Origin of the sequence: Paenibacillus glycanilyticus NBRC 16618 (assembly GCF_004000805.1) — a bacterium.
GTDB lineage: Bacteria > Bacillota > Bacilli > Paenibacillales > Paenibacillaceae > Pristimantibacillus > Pristimantibacillus glycanilyticus.
This window is the reverse complement of record NZ_BILY01000002.1, coordinates 171,040-186,597: the sequence shown is the minus strand read 5'-3', so window position 1 is coordinate 186,597 and position 15,558 is coordinate 171,040. Positions and strand designations below refer to the sequence as shown.

The window sequence follows — 15,558 nt, the reverse complement described above, 5'->3', positions numbered from 1 at the left end:
CCGGACGGCCGCCCTAACGGGAGGTCGTCTTTTTTGTCCTTGCCCCGCATAAGCATGTAAAGGTACGGGCTTACGAAGCAAGAATTACCACAACTGGCCTAAACATGGCCATTAGTGTGGCAATTCTTTGGTCGATGCTTACGAAGTAAGAATTACCACAACTGGCCTAAACATGGCCAATTGAGTGGCAATTCTTTGGTTGATGCTTACGAAGTAAGAATTACCACAACTGGCCTAAACATGGCCAATTGTGTGGCAATTCTTTTTAGGAGGCGATGGAAGTGACGAAATGGGGACGAAGGGGTTGGATGCTTCGGTCACTTGGCCTGAGCCGGCAGCAGCTATGGTCTAACCGCCCTTTTGCGAAGGTGAAGCGGGTCAGCTGGGGCAGCAAAATTTCCGCTTCGGGCAGCGCGCCAAAGCCATGGGGATCAAGCAAATGGCGGTCACCGCGAAAGCCAAAGCCAGCGGGTAACTGGGGCGGAATGTGGCAGCCGCGCAAACGTCCGGTCAGACCGCCCGGAAAAGGCATCAAAACGATGAGCATCAGCTCGGTAGGAAGCGGAGGCGGAGGAACGAGGCTGAAATCCGGCAAACGGCGCACCAAGCTATGGATTATCGTCACTGTGCTTATTCTTCTTTTTGGAACCCTTCAATCCCTTGTTTATATCGAAAAGCATCTGCGTCCGCCTCTTATGAAGGTTGCCCAGCTGCGGATCAAGCAGGTTGCTACGCAGGCGATTAATAAGGCCACGACGGATGAGGTTGTCAGCAATGCCGATTTCGAGAAGCTTATCGATTGGAAAATGAACAGCGACGGCAAAGTATCCGGCTTTATGCTGAACTATGCCGAGCATACGAAGATCCGGTCGGAGACGATCAAGACGGTACAGGCAACGCTTGATGAGCTGAAGGAGATTCCCGAGCATATCCCGGTCGGCAACGCGCTTGGCAGTGCGCTGATCTCGACGTACGGTCCAAGAATTCCGGTCAAGTTCGAGCCGGTGGGAGCCGTGAAGGTGGACCTGAACACGCGCCAGACGAATGCCGGCATCAATATGATTCTCATCGAGGTGTACATTCATATCGTATCCGAGGTTGCCATTATCGTGCCGTTCGAGACGGATCCGCAAATCGTGGAGACGGAAATTCCGATCTCGTATCTGCTCGTTGTTGGCGACGTGCCCATGTATTATTACGATAATGAAGGCAAGGCGGTTGGCGAATCCGCGCCAAATGCTCCGAATATCTCGCTGCCCTTGTCGAAGGGCCAAGGAGTTACCCAGCAGTCGGACGGAAGCATGCTGAAGGAGCAGCTGGATTCGGGCGAATCTCCGCTGCCTACAAGCAGCGGCAACAATTCGGCTACTAACGCAGGCAACGCGAATGCAGCCAATGCGGGAGGCGGCGGATAAAAAGAAAGGGGCATCCCAAAAGGTCCGGTCGAATCGGCCTTCGGGATTGCCCCTTTTATCGGTTTGCTGCTTTTAACCGGTTCCGCTCATCCTGTTCCCACCGTCGCAAGAGCGGATAAGGATCAAATGCCCATTCGATAAGCCCGCGGTCGCGATAGACTCCGTAATGCAGATGCGGCGGGAATTTGCCTTGCGTTCCGGGCTTGCCGTATCCGGAGCTGCCGACCCAGCCGATCGTTTGGCCCGGTTTTACAATCGTACCGATGCCAATGGTCTTATCGAATCCGGACAAATGGGCGTAATAGTGATAGTAGTTGTTCAAATCCCGGATTCCGATCCGCCAGCCTCCGTAAGGATTCCAGCCTTTTATCTCCACGACGCCATAGCAGGTGCTGCGGACGGGAATGCCGTGATTGGCGAAAATGTCGGTTCCTTCGTGAGTCCGCCGTCCTCCCCAGCCGCGGGCATTGCCCCAAGTGCTGCGGTACGAATAATTGGTTCCGACCGGGACGGGGAACGCATGCTCATACAAGTCCAGACGTCCGAAGGTAGCGTAAATATTGGAAAACTGCTGAATACGCTGCACAGCCCTGCTATTATGGTAATATTCCCATACGCCAATGGAGAAATCGTCTTCCGTAGACCCGCCATACTGAAGCAGTCTGTTCGCTACGGAATAGAGCAGGTCGAGATCGTTGTTGCGGTCGGCAAGGCCGTCCCCGTCTCCGTCGCGGCCAATGCCGTTGAACCACTGAATCGAAGCCGGTACGTTATCGGACGAATCCGGATTAAGCGGGCCGGCCCATTGCTCCTCGTCGATGTAGATGCCAACGATATTGCCCAGCTGAGGGCGGGCTTTTGGCCGGGCTTTGGACAACGTTCGCTCGTATTGGTCAACGGCAGCGATACGGTACCAAGGAATGCCGGTAACGGTGCTTAGCCTGTCGTAAAGCTGCTGTCTGCTGGTTAAGGAATCAACCTCTCCTTCCGAAGATTGGGTTTGAGCAGGTTTAGCGTTACCGGCATTTGAGTTCGCGTTTTTTTGATTCGGATTTGCATAGCCTGTATGCCCGGATATTAGCATGGAAGCGACAACGGCAGCCAAGGCAATAGAAAAAGTCTGTTTCAATCGTTCCACCCTTTCGAAAGCTCGAAGCAATATTCGTTATGTTTTGCAAATCATTGGATTTTATCCGAACTATGCTATAATAAACGGTGAGATTCGACTGTCCAATTGAAAGTGAAAGCAGGGAATTCCAGATGAAATCAAACAAAGAAAAATTGAAAAAGCCGGACTGGCTTAAAATAAAGCTTACAACCGAAGGCAACTACACCGAAATCAAAGACATGATGCGCACCAAAACGCTGCATACCGTCTGCGAGGAAGCGCGTTGCCCGAATATTTACGAGTGTTGGTCCAATCGTACGGCAACCTTTATGATTTTGGGGGATATTTGTACGCGCGCCTGCCGCTTCTGTGCCGTGAAGACAGGCCTTCCTACGGAGCTTGATCTGCAAGAGCCGGAACGCGTAGCGGAAGCAGCGGAGCAAATGGGACTTCGCCACTGCGTAGTAACATCCGTTGCCCGCGATGATTTGGCTGATGGCGGCGCTTCGATTTTTGCCGGTACGATCAAGGCTATTCGCGAGCGGATGCCATTCACTCGAGTAGAAGTGCTTATTCCCGATTTTATGGGTAACGAGGAGTCGCTGAAGATCGTTATGGATGCGAAGCCGGACATTTTGAACCATAACATCGAGACCGTTGAGCGGATGTCGAACCGCGTGCGCGCGAAAGCGAAATACAGAAGATCCCTGGAGCTTCTAAGACGCGCGAAGGAAATGAATCCGAAGATTCCGACGAAATCCAGCATTATGCTTGGCGTTGGCGAGACTTACGAAGAAGTATTGCAGGCAATGGATGATCTTCGAGCGGTAGACTGCAACATTTTGACGCTGGGTCAATATTTGCAGCCTACGCCTAATCACATGCCGATTGAACGTTACGTGCACCCGGATGAATTCAAAAGCTTGAAGGAAGAGGGCTACAAACGCGGATTCCGCCATGTCGAGTCGGGGCCGCTGGTACGGAGCTCCTATCATGCCCATGAGCAGACGGATTCGGCTGCCGAAGCAGAGGAACGCGAGCTTAGCAACGTATAGCTTCTATTGGGGAATTCGAAAGAGGGGAAACGGAATTGATCCAAATTGGCGGCAAAATATATGAACTAATTCATGAAAATCGTAACGGCTGGAACGCGGATGCGTTCAAGGATCGTTACAGCGAAGTTTTGGAACGCTACGATTTTATTATTGGCGACTGGGGTTACAGCCAGCTGCGCCTGAAGGGCTTTTTCCGCGATAATCATATGAAGGCAACGAAGGACAGCGCGTACTCCGGAATGTCCGATTATATTAACGAATACTGCAATTTCGGCTGCCCGTATTTCGTTCTGGAGAAGACCGGTACGGCTGCAAAATCCCCGGATGAAGAGGCGGGAGATGAGCAGGAAGCTTCTTCGAAACAGGATACTTACGAGCAGGACAAGACTGATGCCGAGGACGAGCAGGAGGTTGGCGCTTCCTCGCTTGCGGATGCCGTACTGGCTGGTGCCGCGGCAGCCGCAAGGGAAAGCGCGGCTGCGGGCAGAGGCGCCGGACGTCACGCTGAGGATTCCCAGCAGCAACAGCAGCAGCCATCCCGACAGCATGGCCAGCATCATCAGCAGCGCAGCGGGAAAGATCAGCACCGCAGAAGCTATCGTTCTAACGGCAAGAAGCCGATTAGACCGGCTGCGAACAAGGATGTCGCCGCAGCATCCGAGCAAGCAGTGGTTCATTCTCCGTCCGGCCCTAAGCGAGAGCGGGGAGAACGCGGAGAGCGGGACAGAAACAGGGAGAGCAACAAAGTTAACAACCGAGATAACAACAGAGATAACAACCGAGATAACAACCGAGATAACAACCGAGATAACAACAGGGATAACAACAGCAACAAAGAGCAAAGCAGCCGTCCATAAACATAACGAAAGGGCTGTCCGCAGGTCATCGAGACCAGTGGACAGCCCTTTTTTATATTGAGATTTTCTCACCACTATAGAATTTACAAGTTCCACGAAAGGTGAAAACTGAAATTCTGTTTTGGCGATAAAACCTGCCTCTAAACGCGGTCGATCATCTTCGAAGGGCTTCGATAGAGGTTTTCTCACATATCAACAAACGCATCGCGGACGCGGTTCCAGAACGGGAACGGACGGTACCTTGCAAAGCTGACTTTGCGGGTAGAGACGCTGCAGCGGATGGAGCGGATATCGGTCCGTTGAAGGCTGAGATGATCGATCGTAAGCAGCAGACGTTGTTCCTTTTTCGAGATAATATCGCAATGATGATGCTGCGGCAGCAGGAACGACGATCCAAGCGTCCGGTACACGCGATTGTTAATCGATGCGATCTCTGCTATCTGCAGCGATTCAATGGACGGGTGCACGATAGCGCCGCCAACGCTCTTGTTATAAGCGGTGCTCCCTGACGGAGTGGAGATGACAATCCCGTCGCCCCGGAACATTTCGAAAGACTCATCGTTAACGCTAAGCTGTACGACAAGGGTAGCGTCAACGCCTTTTAACGTAAATTCGTTTAATGCCAGGTAATAATAGTTCTGCTCATCGGTTTCCACCGCGATTTCCGCAAGCGGATAACGGACGAGATGGGGCGTTTCTTCCGCCATCAAGGTGACAAGCGTCTCTAATTCATCTGCTTTCCAGTCGGCGTAAAAGCCCAGATGGCCCGTATGAATACCAACAAAGGATACATCGGTTACCCGGTCGGTATATTTGTGGAAAGCCTGGAGCAGCGTTCCGTCTCCGCCGATGGACACAATGATGTCCGGCATGTCGTCATGACGCGTGAGTCCGCGTTCTGCCGCCAGTTGATGGAATCGCTCCGCCAATGATTTCGATAATTGATCGCCACGATCGATGACTGCGTATTTCAAGAAATTTAAACCCCTTCCGGCCTATTGCAAAGATACTATGATGATATAGGAATATGGCTTCAAATTCAACGCCGATACAAAAGTTTAAGGTGCGAGCCATCCCCACAGCAGATAAACGAGAGCAACGGAGATAAAAGCATGAGCAAGGCGGGCCAACATAAGCGGCATGTATCGCAGGTCGGTACGGCTTAGCAGGCTGAGCACCTGGGCATGCACGGAAAGCCCTCCCCAGGACAAAATCCAAGCGGCTATAGCGGCCTGATGCATCAGCCCGGTACCTGCTTCCCCCGCAGCCCGCGCGCCAAGGGTGACCTCGAATAAGCCAAACACGACGGCGTCGGCAAGCTTTGCAGGAAGCCCAACGGCGCCGAATAATAACCGCAGCCCTTCGGCCAATGCCTCAACGATGCCCGCATGAGTGAGCAGCTCCATCACGACGGAGAAAAAAACGACAAGCCCGCCTACAACCATCATGAGGCGCAGCGCGGATTGAATGCTGTCCTGCAGCAGCTTGCCGAGGCTTCGGCCATCCATAAGCCTGGCTTCATGCATCGCTTTGGTTGCTTCAACCAGCCGGGAGCTCCGGCGTGAAGGCGTTCGCCTTAGAGATTCGGTAACCGGCTCGTGGCGGTCATGGAACCGCATGAAAAGTCCGATAATAAAAGCTCCGCCATAGTGGGCGGCTGCAAGCACGGGAGCGAGTGCGGCATTATGGAAAAAACCGACCGACACCGCACCAATCAGAAAGATCGGATCCGAAGTTGTCGTAAAAGCGACAAGCCGCTCGCCTTCGGCGCGTTTGACAAGGCCTTGCTCCCATAGTTGGGCGGTAAGCCTTGCCCCAACCGGATAGCCGGATACATACCCCATCGTAACGACGAAGCTTCCGATGCCTGGCAGGCGGAATAACGGCCTCATTAGCGGATCGAGCAGCTTGCCGAAGAAATGGACAATCCCGAAGCCGAGCAGCAGCTCGGAAATGACGAAGAAAGGGAAAAGGGCCGGGAATAAGACCTGCCACCATATCGATAATCCCCGCAGCGCCGACTCGAGAGTTTGGGAGGGGAACACGGCCATCAGCAGGACGATGAGCAAAGCGATAAGGCCGGTTATCGAGGCCGGCCGGGTAAGCGTTCGGAGCATGGATGCGTCCTCCTTTGGACTTTGGGACATGCGGAAAAGCAAAATGTACAACCCCTACATGAGGTATATGAAGAAAGGAGGACATCCATCACTACAGGCTGGTTTTAGCTATAGAAAATTTTTTTCATAATTCTAAGAAAACGCTTGCAAAAAGGGCTGGACGGTCCGTTTTTTTATGTTACAATGGAGTTACCTTTGAAGGCTTGGAGTGATGATAATGAGTATAATCGCTGGCATTCTGGTCTGTGCGTTTGTGTATGTCATCCGAGAATCACTGACAGCACCGGGAGAAGAGGACTACGAAGGTTAATCGTTGCAGCTAATCAATAATAATCCCGCATTGGTGACGATGCGGGGTTTTTTTTATGTTATAATACTAAATACCTACACGATGGAGATGAAATTGACGATGAATAGGAATATAAGCCTTTATGAAGCGATTGGTGGAGCTGAGACTTTAAGACGAATCGTTGAGTCTTTTTACCCTAAGGTGCAGGCGCATGAGCTGCTTGGTCCACTATTTCCGGAAAACATCATCCCCGTTATGGAGAAGCAGATTATGTTTTTGACTCAGTTTTTTGGAGGACCTACGCTGTTTTCCGATGAATACGGCCATCCAATGATGCGGGCGCGGCATATGCCTTTTCCGATTACGCCGAAGCATGCGGAAGCCTGGCTTGATTGCATGAAGCGGGCACTGCAGGAGGCTTCCGGGCTCGATGAAGAGCTTCAAGCGTACATTATTGAGAGACTGTCAGGTCCGGCCAACCATTTTGTGAACACACCTGAATAGGAGATGGATGGGCATGGAGCCGCTCTATCAGACAAAGATGAATTGCATTTGCTGTGAGACCATCTTTACGACATCACGGGTTCGCCCAAGCTTTAAAAAAGCGGTGGCTATCGATTCTGATTTTTGCGGTTATTACCGGGCGGAAGCAAATCCGGAGTTTTACGTGGTCCGGGTCTGTCCGACTTGCGGATTTGCAACAACGGAGAATGGTACGCAAAGGCTTACCGAGCGGCAGCGCAAAAATTATTTGGAGCAGATCGGCTCACGCTGGACTCCTTACGATTACGGCGGCGAACGCGATGCGGCGCAGGCGATGAAGGTGTACAAGCTGGCCTTATTGTCGGCGCAGGCGGTTGAGGAAAAGCCAAGAGTTATAGCGGGTATTTTGCATCATATTGCATGGTTATACCGTTACGAGGGAAATCAGCAGGAGGAGCTGCGATTCATGCGGTTCGCTCTCCAGGCATATATCAAGGTCTACGAGGAAGAAGGCTCGCAATTAAACAATGCGAAGCTGATGTACATCATCGGAGAACTCAACCGGCGAACGGGCGAGCTGTCGGAAGCGGTAAAATGGTTCTCGCGCATTGTCAGCGACAAACGCATTATGGATGAGGCGATGATCCGCCGGAGCCGCGAGCAGTGGCAGCTTATTCGGGAACAGATGGAGCAAGGGCAGCCGGTATCGCCGGCCGCTGCGACGGGAGATACTGAGTCTCCCGTGCAAACGACGGCATAATTGGCTTGTCCTGCATTAATGGCTCAGCTTGCGGAGCCGCTGATCCGTCAGCATATAGTCTTGATCCATATCGAGGACCGTAACTTTGTTATGGCAGCACGGGAAGACTAGCAGCTTTTTCTTCCCGTGCTGAATGTCCTCGATTTCCCGCACGCGAAGAGGGATGAGTACGTTCTCGCTGCTGCAGAAGGGGCAGCTGGGAACGTAAACGTCCTTCATCACAATGTCATAGGGCCAAGTCCTCTCGAACGGAATCATGAGGACGACTCCTCCGTACCGGGAGCGGATTCAGACGGCTTACCCGCCTCTGCTTCCGCTTTTGCTAGTTCGGTGAGCTTCTGCAGTAATATATGTTTAGGCATATGCATTAAATGCTCGAGCGGCACGCCAAGCTGCTTGGACAACTTGATTGCGGTTTCGGGTGAAATTTGCAAGGGTTGTGACATGGTGTTATTCCTCCAATCTGGATATAATTAAGTTATACACCGCTGAAGCAAGATTGCGCAAATTTATTTGTCGATCTTTTTGTGGCGGTTTTTTCTATTGAAGGCTTACATAAGGAAGGCCAATACGAACGACGAAGGAGAGGAACGGTTGAATGGCGACTAGCAATTATCCAATGAAATGGGATTTGGAGACGTTTTATGAAGGAGGCTCGGGTTCGGCCGCTTTCGCCAGTGAATTGGCCGGCATCGAGAAGGATGTGGCCGAGCTGGACCGGCTGCTGTCCGACAGTTCCCTGGAGACCAAGAAAAAGATTGAAGACACGACGGCTATTCTGCAGTCCGTGCTGATCCGTCTGCGTCAATCGGAATCGTTCGTTGAATGCCTGCAGGCACAAAATATGAAAGACTCCGCGGCGAGCGGCCTAAGCGACCGCGTAAAAACGATCAGCGCGAAGCTGCTTGGAGCATTAACGCGTTACGATAATGAGCTTCGCCAGATTGGCGATGAGGAATGGGCCGGTATCGTTAGCGACGGATCGCTTGGTGAGGTTGCATTCAGCTTATCCGAACGCCGCGAGCTGGCGAAGGAAAAGCTTGCGCCTGAGCTTGAAGCGCTTGCCGGCGATCTGGCGGTTGACGGCTATCACGGCTGGGGGGCTCTGTACGATCTGATTGTATCCCGTGCGAAGTTTACGGATATCGGCGAGAACGGGGAAGAGAAGATTCTCTCTGCCGGACAAATGTTTAACCGGTTGTCGGACGGCAATCGTTCGGTCCGTATCCGTGCTTTTGCCGAATGGGAACGCGAGTGGGGCGATGCGGCGGAGCTCTGTGCGGATGCGCTTAACCGTCTCGCTGGCTTCAGGCTGAAGCTGTACGGCAAACGCGGCTGGGACTCGGTGCTGAAGGAGCCGCTGCAAATTAACCGGATGTCCGAAGATACCTTCAACGCGATGTGGTCGGCGATCAACGAAGGCAAGCCGAAGCTGGTCCGTTATCTGGAACGGAAGGCGAAGCTGCTGGGTCTTGAGAAGCTGGATTGGCATGATGTCAGCGCGCCGCTTGGTTCTTCTGCGCGAACAATAAGCTTTGACGAAGGCGCGAAATTTATCGTGGAGCAGTTCCGCAAGTTTAGCCCGGATATGGCGGATTTCTCGGAAGTGGCCTTCCGGGACGCTTGGATCGAAGCGGAAGACCGTGCGGGTAAGCGCCCTGGCGGTTTCTGTACCTCTTTCCCTAAGAGCCGTCAGACGCGGATTTTCATGACTTACTCGGGTACTGCGGATAACGTTTCGACGCTTGCCCATGAGCTTGGACATGCGTACCACCAATATGTCATGGACGATTTGCCGGCGCTGTCCCAGGAATACGCGATGAATGTGGCGGAGACGGCCTCGACGTTTGCCGAGCTGATCGTATCGGATTCGGCCATGAAGTCTGCTATTGATCGCGAAGAAAAGCTGGGCCTCCTGGAGGACAAAATCCAGAACGCGGTTGCCTTCTTTATGAACATTCATGCCCGGGTATTATTCGAGACGCGTTTCTATGAGGAGCGCAAGCAAGGTATCGTACCGGTCGAGAAGCTGAACAGCCTGATGGAAGAGGCGCAGCGCGAAGCGTTCAGCGGAGCGTTAGGCGAGCTGCACCCGCATTTCTGGGCATCCAAGCTTCACTTCTATATTACCAGCGTACCGTTCTACAACTTCCCGTACACGTTTGGCTACCTGTTCAGCGCCGGAATCTATGCGCGAGCGCTGCAGGAAGGGCCGGCATTCGCGGAGCGTTACGTGCAGCTTCTGCGCGATACCGGCCGCATGACGGTGGAGGACTTGGCGAAGAAGCATCTTGGCGTCAACCTCGAAGAGGCCGATTTCTGGCGCGAAGCGGTTGAGCTTACAACGAAAGATATCGACTTGTTCCTGGAATTGACGGAATAGATATTGGGGAAAGCGCATCATCCTTGGGATGATGCGCTTTTTTTATCTTCCAAGAGCAGTTCTCGCTCTTTTAGTGAATGATTCGATCGTCCAGGTTTTCCTTGTTTACGACGTAAGAATGAACGCGCTGTTTTCCTTCGCCGCAAGGAAGCAGCAGGTTGAGCTTTGCCATCTCTCTTAAAATGGAGCGTGCCGTTTCAATGTGAACGGTAAGGTAAGTACTTACCTGGCGAGCGCGAAGTGGTCTTTCAGTACGCAGAGCCAGTCTCAATACTTCGTGCCGGATGATTTCATCTGATGAACGTTCCAGGTAATGCCGGTCTAACCAAGTGCTCATAAACTGCTGCACCACTTGTTCGCACATCCGTGGCCTGTCGCAGATATCGTCATAGGAGAAACGTAGAATCCTCCAGCCGTCAATAACCAAATGATTTTGCCGGATGCGATCATCGGAGAAATGGTTACGGCTAGCTTGAGATGAATGAGGTCCAAACCCATCAATCTCTATATTTAATTTAAGCGGGTATTTGAGGTAAGCAAAGTCAAGATACCTGGTACCATCACGAAAGTCAGCAACCTCGTACTCCGGATGCAAGTTCTCAAAGTTACGAAAAGCAGGAAACCATACGTTTTTTAAGAACAATCTTTCGGCATGAGCGTGTCCTTGCTTTAGCCTCTCTTGTGCCTTTCCCTTGAGCTTTTTTAGATGCATCTCATACCACTTTTGATGAACAGATTCGAATGATATAGTTGCTAGCTCCTTTCAAAATAAAACACGCCGCTTTCCTAGACGCTATGCGTCAAGGAAGCGGCGTGTTCTTCACGACCGGAAGTTAGATTTGGTTTTAGTCTACCATTATTTGGACGTACTATTCAAGAGCTGTGATAGTGAGAGGGCGTAGGGAGAGTGAACAAGAGGAAAAACCCGACTTGCGGGTAGTTGGTCGGAGCAGAGAGGACGTGGGAAAGTTAAATAAGAGGAAAAACCCGACTTGCGGGTAGTTGATGTGAGCTGAGAGGGCAGGAGGAAGGTAAATAAGAGGAAGAAACCGACTTGCGGGCAGTTAATGAGAGCAGAGAGGGCGTGGGGAGAGTGAATAAGAGGAAAAACCCGACTTGCGGGCGGTTGATAGGAGCGTAAGAGGGTGGGAGGGGACTGGAGTTGAGATTGGGTGCTGTACGGAGTGAATTAGTAGCCAAAAAGCCTGCTAAAGATAACATTATGATGGATGGTGTCAGGCGCTTGTCCCACTGGCTATATGCACAGCATAAATAGAGCACAATTCGGATGCGATAGAACATATATTGTGTAATATATATATATGTGATATATTAAATCCGATTAATGATGGTTATATAGGTAAATGTGTGTAATAAAAAGGTGAGAGGGTGAACCGTTATCCAGCTATCGAATCGCCAGCTAGAATTGCTTGAGCTCGTTAAAAAGCATGCGCCGATTACGGGCGAGCAGCTTGCGGAGTATATGGGCGTCAGCCGCCCGACGCTGCGCTCGGACCTGTCGCTGCTTGTGATGCTGAACCTGCTTGACGCGAAGCCGAAGGTTGGTTATTTTCTCGGCGAAGCCTACCGTTCGACCGACGATACGGCAGCGCGCCAGCGCTTTGACAATATTAAGGTTCACGAGATCCAGGGCGTTCCGGTCAATATTCCGGAGACGTTATCCGTCCAGGATGCGGTTATTACCTTGTTCACGGAGAACGCCAATACGCTTCTGATCGTGAACGAGGACAAGAATCTCGCGGGTATTGTAACTCCCAAGGATCTGTTGAAGATCACGCTCGGAAATCCAGGCGCAGGTGCTATCCCGGTAAGCATGGTTATGACGCGTTTTCCGAATATCGTCACGCTTGTTCCCGAAGAATCCGTTTCGGATGCGATTCGAAAGATGATGCTCCATCAAGTGGACTGCCTGCCGGTTATTATTTCGGGCGAGGGCGGACCGGAAATTAGCGGATGGGTATCGAAATCGAACATTATCCGGCTGATGTCGGATATTGCAACAGCAGCGGAACTGGGGGATTAGGAGCTTATGTCAGAGCAAATTATCTATGTTTGTTCAGATGCGGTAGGGGAGACCGCGGAAGCCGTCGCGAAAGCGACCTTGCGGCAGTTCGCATCCGATCATGTCAAAATTAAACGATTCGGCCATGTAAAGACCGAAGAGGAAGTTATCCAGATCGTTGCCGAAGCAGCCCGTTCGGGCGGCTTTATCAGCTATACGCTTGTTCAGCCGGAGCTTCGCGAGCTAATGAAGGAAGAATCGTTCCGCTGGGGAGTACGGGCGGTTGATGTTATGGGCCCCATGATGCAGGCCTTCGTGGATACCTTTGGCAGCTCGCCAAAGCGCAAGCCCGGGCTTCTCCATTCCATCGACGACGATTATTACCGCCGGATGGAAGCGATTGAATTTGCGGTGAAATACGACGACGGCAAGGATGCCCGTGGCCTGATGCAGGCTCAAGTGGTTCTTATTGGCGTATCACGTACGTCCAAGACTCCGCTCAGTATTTTTTTATCCCATAAAGGAATCAAGACGGCGAATCTGCCGCTAATGCCTGAGGTCAGACCACCTGCCGAGCTTACGCCGGCACCGGGCCGGTTAATTGTTGGGCTTACGATGCAGCCGGAGCATCTGCTGCATATCCGGACTGAGCGTCTTAAGACGCTTGGTCTTCCGGAGTCCGCGCAGTACGCTTCCATGGAGCGGATTATGGAGGAACTCGCTTACGCATCCAGCGTGATGCAGGCATTCCAATGCCCGGTAATAGACGTTACGAATCGAGCGATTGAAGAGACTGCGGGACTTATTATCGAGCAATTATCTTAAGTACCCCTAGAAAATCTTGCACAAAAAAACGCCGCCAACGTATTTATCGCATAAAAATGGCAATACGTATGAGAGGATGCCCAAAAATGTTAGAACGCGAATTGTCTTTAGAGCTAGTTCGAGTCACGGAGCTTGCGGCGCTTGCCGCTTCCCCTTGGATGGGCCGGGGAGATAAGAACAGCGCCGACGGCGCAGCAACCGAAGCGATGCGGAGCATGTTTGATACTGTATCAATTCGTGGTACGGTTGTTATAGGCGAAGGCGAAATGGATGAAGCGCCGATGCTTTACATTGGTGAGCAAGTCGGCAGCATGCAGGGACCCGAGGTTGATGTTGCCGTTGATCCGCTCGAAGGGACGGAGATCGTTGCTCGGGGACTCAATAACGCAATGGCCGTATTGGCTGTTGCAGGCAAAGGCCAGCTCCTTCACGCGCCTGACATGTATATGGAAAAGCTTGCGGTTGGACCGGAGCTTGCCGGCAAGCTGTCTCTGAAGGACCCGATCCGCATAACGCTGGAGAAGGCGGCGCTTGCGCTGGATAAGCCAATCACGGACTTGACCGTGATGATACTGGACCGTGAGCGCCATGCGGACATAACCCGCGACTTAAGGGAAGCGGGCGTTCGGATCAAGTTTTTATCGGACGGGGATGTCGCGGGAGCGCTAGCGCCTTCTTTTCCGGAAGCGGGCATCGATCTCTATGTTGGTTCGGGCGGCGCTCCCGAAGGCGTCCTTGCGGCGGCTGCGCTCAAGTGCTTAGGCGGCGAAATTCAAGGCAGGTTGATTCCCGAAAGCGAGGAGCAGTATGAACGCTGCGTCTCTATGGGACTGGCGGATCCTCGCAAAATATTAAATATCAACGATATGGTAGGGACCGGGGATGTTATTTTCGCGGCAACCGGCGTAACGCCCGGTGAGTTCCTGGGCGGAGTGCGCTATATGCCGGAGCAGCGCGCGGAGACGCATTCCATGGTCATGCGGGCACAGACGCGTACCGTACGGTATGTGAAGTCGCTTCATTATTTACCGAACAAACCTCTATTGCGCAAATAAAACTAGGAATGAAAGAAGGAATGGAAATGGAACGAACCTTTGTCATGGTGAAGCCCGATGGCGTGAAGCGTGGATTAATCGGCAGCATAGTAGCAAGATTCGAGCACAAAGGCTTTAAGCTCATACAGGCGAAATTGATCGAGATCGATACGCCCCTGGCAGAGCGCCATTACAGCGAGCACGCGGCGAAGCCTTTCTTTGGCGAACTCGTCGAGTTCATTACTTCCGGTCCTTCTTTCGCCATGGTCTGGGAAGGCCCCGGTGCCGTAAAAAACGCCCGTACCCTGATCGGCCGCACGAATCCTACGGATGCGGATGCCGGCACGATTCGCGGCGATTACGCATTAAGCGTAGAGAGCAATATCGTTCACGGCTCCGATTCCGTTGAGAGTGCGGAACGCGAGATAGAGATGTTTTTTGGCGGACAGCTATGAAGTTTTTCCTGGATACGGCTAATGTCGAGGAGATTAGAAGAATTGCAAGGCTTGGTCTCGTTGACGGGGTAACGACGAATCCGTCCCTGATCGCGAAGGAAGGCCGTGAATTCAAGGAAGTTATCCAGGAAATCGCAGGTTTTATTCACGGTCCCATCAGTGCGGAAGTAATCGGTACGACTTCGGAAGAAATGCTGATGGAGGCTTTTGACATCGCGGATTGGGCCCCCAATATCGTCGTTAAGCTGCCTATGACCGAGGACGGTCTGTATGCAACCCGCGCTTTGTCGGAAAAAGGCATTAAGACCAATGTAACGCTGATTTTTACGGCTGCGCAAGGTCTGATGGCTGCCAAAGCAGGCGCAACCTACATTAGTCCTTTTGTCGGCCGTCTGGATGACATTGGTACGGATGGCATAGGGCTAATTCGGGATCTCCGGACGATCCTTCATAACTACGGGATGCATACGGAGATCATCGCGGCAAGCATCCGCCATATCGGGCACGTCGAGCAGGCTGCGTTGGCCGGAGCCCATATCGCAACGATTCCAGGAGCGCTGCTTCCTTCACTTTGGAAGCATCCGCTTACGGATGCCGGCATTGCGAAATTCCTTAGCGATTGGGACGGCAGGAAGCCGAATTTGTAAAGAATAAAACCGTTCACTAACCCTCATCAAACGGGTAACCGTTTGCATGGGGGTTTTCTTTTTGCCGGAACGCTTCGCTGCAACGATATGTCGCAAAAATATGAAAA

The 15,558-nt window shown here is 52.1% G+C and carries 17 protein-coding genes; 11 read left to right on the top strand and 6 right to left on the bottom strand.

The genetic code is table 11. The annotated features are described in order from the left end of the window. The first annotated feature begins 281 nt into the window (after window positions 1–281). On the top strand, window positions 282–1,415 hold the full coding sequence (gene yunB, locus PGL01S_RS02130) for a sporulation protein YunB (RefSeq protein WP_244935484.1): 1,134 nt from the start codon (window positions 282–284) through the stop codon (window positions 1,413–1,415). A gap of 55 nt (window positions 1,416–1,470) precedes the next feature. On the opposite strand, the gene PGL01S_RS02125 is transcribed toward yunB, so the two are convergent. Continuing rightward, entirely contained in the window at window positions 1,471–2,499 is a 1,029-nt protein-coding gene (locus tag PGL01S_RS02125; RefSeq protein WP_373864145.1) for a M23 family metallopeptidase, read from the bottom strand. Window positions 2,500–2,675: 176 nt separating this feature from the next. Between PGL01S_RS02125 and lipA the strand changes: the two genes are divergently transcribed. Further along, a complete protein-coding gene (gene lipA, locus PGL01S_RS02120) occupies window positions 2,676–3,578 on the top strand; it encodes a lipoyl synthase (RefSeq protein WP_127490902.1) in 903 nt (300 codons plus the stop codon). A gap of 35 nt (window positions 3,579–3,613) precedes the next feature. Continuing rightward, window positions 3,614–4,435, top strand: a complete 822-nt coding sequence (locus PGL01S_RS31055; RefSeq protein ID WP_127490901.1) for a YutD family protein — start codon at window positions 3,614–3,616, stop codon at window positions 4,433–4,435. Window positions 4,436–4,620: 185 nt separating this feature from the next. On the opposite strand, the gene PGL01S_RS02110 is transcribed toward PGL01S_RS31055, so the two are convergent. Together PGL01S_RS02110 and spoVV are read right to left on the bottom strand one after the other, a co-directional pair. Then, the gene (locus PGL01S_RS02110) at window positions 4,621–5,409 is read right to left on the bottom strand and encodes an NAD kinase (protein WP_127490900.1); all 789 of its coding nucleotides are present in this window, start codon (window positions 5,407–5,409) and stop codon (window positions 4,621–4,623) included. Window positions 5,410–5,493: 84 nt separating this feature from the next. Further along, the gene (spoVV, locus tag PGL01S_RS02105; protein WP_127490899.1) at window positions 5,494–6,552 is read right to left on the bottom strand and encodes a dipicolinic acid transporter SpoVV; all 1,059 of its coding nucleotides are present in this window, start codon (window positions 6,550–6,552) and stop codon (window positions 5,494–5,496) included. Window positions 6,553–6,961: 409 nt separating this feature from the next. On the opposite strand from spoVV, the gene PGL01S_RS02100 reads away from it, so the two are divergent. After that, entirely contained in the window at window positions 6,962–7,345 is a 384-nt protein-coding gene (locus PGL01S_RS02100) for a globin domain-containing protein (RefSeq protein WP_041613309.1), read from the top strand. Window positions 7,346–7,358: 13 nt separating this feature from the next. Further along, window positions 7,359–8,084, top strand: a complete 726-nt coding sequence (locus tag PGL01S_RS02095) for a DUF2225 domain-containing protein (RefSeq protein WP_127490898.1) — start codon at window positions 7,359–7,361, stop codon at window positions 8,082–8,084. 15 nt (window positions 8,085–8,099) lie between these two features. Here the strand turns inward: PGL01S_RS02095 and PGL01S_RS02090 are convergent, their stop codons facing one another. Both PGL01S_RS02090 and PGL01S_RS02085 read right to left on the bottom strand, forming a co-directional pair. Continuing rightward, window positions 8,100–8,342 carry a hypothetical protein gene (locus PGL01S_RS02090; RefSeq protein WP_127490897.1) on the bottom strand — a complete coding sequence of 81 codons (243 nt, stop codon included), beginning with the start codon at window positions 8,340–8,342 and terminating at the stop codon, window positions 8,100–8,102. Then, window positions 8,339–8,530 (bottom strand): YycC family protein, encoded by a 192-nt coding sequence (locus PGL01S_RS02085; protein WP_015842834.1) that lies wholly within the window; start codon window positions 8,528–8,530, stop codon window positions 8,339–8,341. The genes PGL01S_RS02090 and PGL01S_RS02085 overlap by 4 nt, the downstream gene beginning before the upstream one ends. Window positions 8,531–8,682: 152 nt before the next feature. Here PGL01S_RS02085 and PGL01S_RS02080 point away from each other — a divergent pair, with 152 nt between their 5' ends. Continuing rightward, window positions 8,683–10,467 (top strand): M3 family oligoendopeptidase, encoded by a 1,785-nt coding sequence (locus PGL01S_RS02080; protein ID WP_127490896.1) that lies wholly within the window; start codon window positions 8,683–8,685, stop codon window positions 10,465–10,467. A 70-nt stretch (window positions 10,468–10,537) separates the two neighbouring features. Here the strand turns inward: PGL01S_RS02080 and PGL01S_RS02075 are convergent, their stop codons facing one another. Next, on the bottom strand, window positions 10,538–11,179 hold the full coding sequence (locus PGL01S_RS02075) for a putative endonuclease domain-containing protein (RefSeq protein ID WP_127490895.1): 642 nt from the start codon (window positions 11,177–11,179) through the stop codon (window positions 10,538–10,540). 714 nt (window positions 11,180–11,893) lie between these two features. Between PGL01S_RS02075 and PGL01S_RS02070 the strand changes: the two genes are divergently transcribed. The 5 genes from PGL01S_RS02070 to fsa all read left to right on the top strand — a co-directional run bounded on the left by PGL01S_RS02070 (window position 11,894) and on the right by fsa (window position 15,451). After that, a complete protein-coding gene (locus tag PGL01S_RS02070; protein WP_127490894.1) occupies window positions 11,894–12,511 on the top strand; it encodes a CBS domain-containing protein in 618 nt (205 codons plus the stop codon). 6 nt (window positions 12,512–12,517) lie between these two features. Next, a complete protein-coding gene (locus PGL01S_RS02065) occupies window positions 12,518–13,315 on the top strand; it encodes a pyruvate, water dikinase regulatory protein (protein ID WP_127490893.1) in 798 nt (265 codons plus the stop codon). An 86-nt stretch (window positions 13,316–13,401) separates the two neighbouring features. Next, the gene (gene glpX / locus PGL01S_RS02060) at window positions 13,402–14,370 is read left to right on the top strand and encodes a class II fructose-bisphosphatase (RefSeq protein WP_127490892.1); all 969 of its coding nucleotides are present in this window, start codon (window positions 13,402–13,404) and stop codon (window positions 14,368–14,370) included. A gap of 26 nt (window positions 14,371–14,396) precedes the next feature. Further along, on the top strand, window positions 14,397–14,804 hold the full coding sequence (gene ndk, locus PGL01S_RS02055) for a nucleoside-diphosphate kinase (protein ID WP_127490891.1): 408 nt from the start codon (window positions 14,397–14,399) through the stop codon (window positions 14,802–14,804). Beyond that, window positions 14,801–15,451 (top strand): fructose-6-phosphate aldolase, encoded by a 651-nt coding sequence (fsa, locus tag PGL01S_RS02050; RefSeq protein WP_127490890.1) that lies wholly within the window; start codon window positions 14,801–14,803, stop codon window positions 15,449–15,451. The genes ndk and fsa overlap by 4 nt, the downstream gene beginning before the upstream one ends. Window positions 15,452–15,558 lie beyond the last annotated feature (107 nt).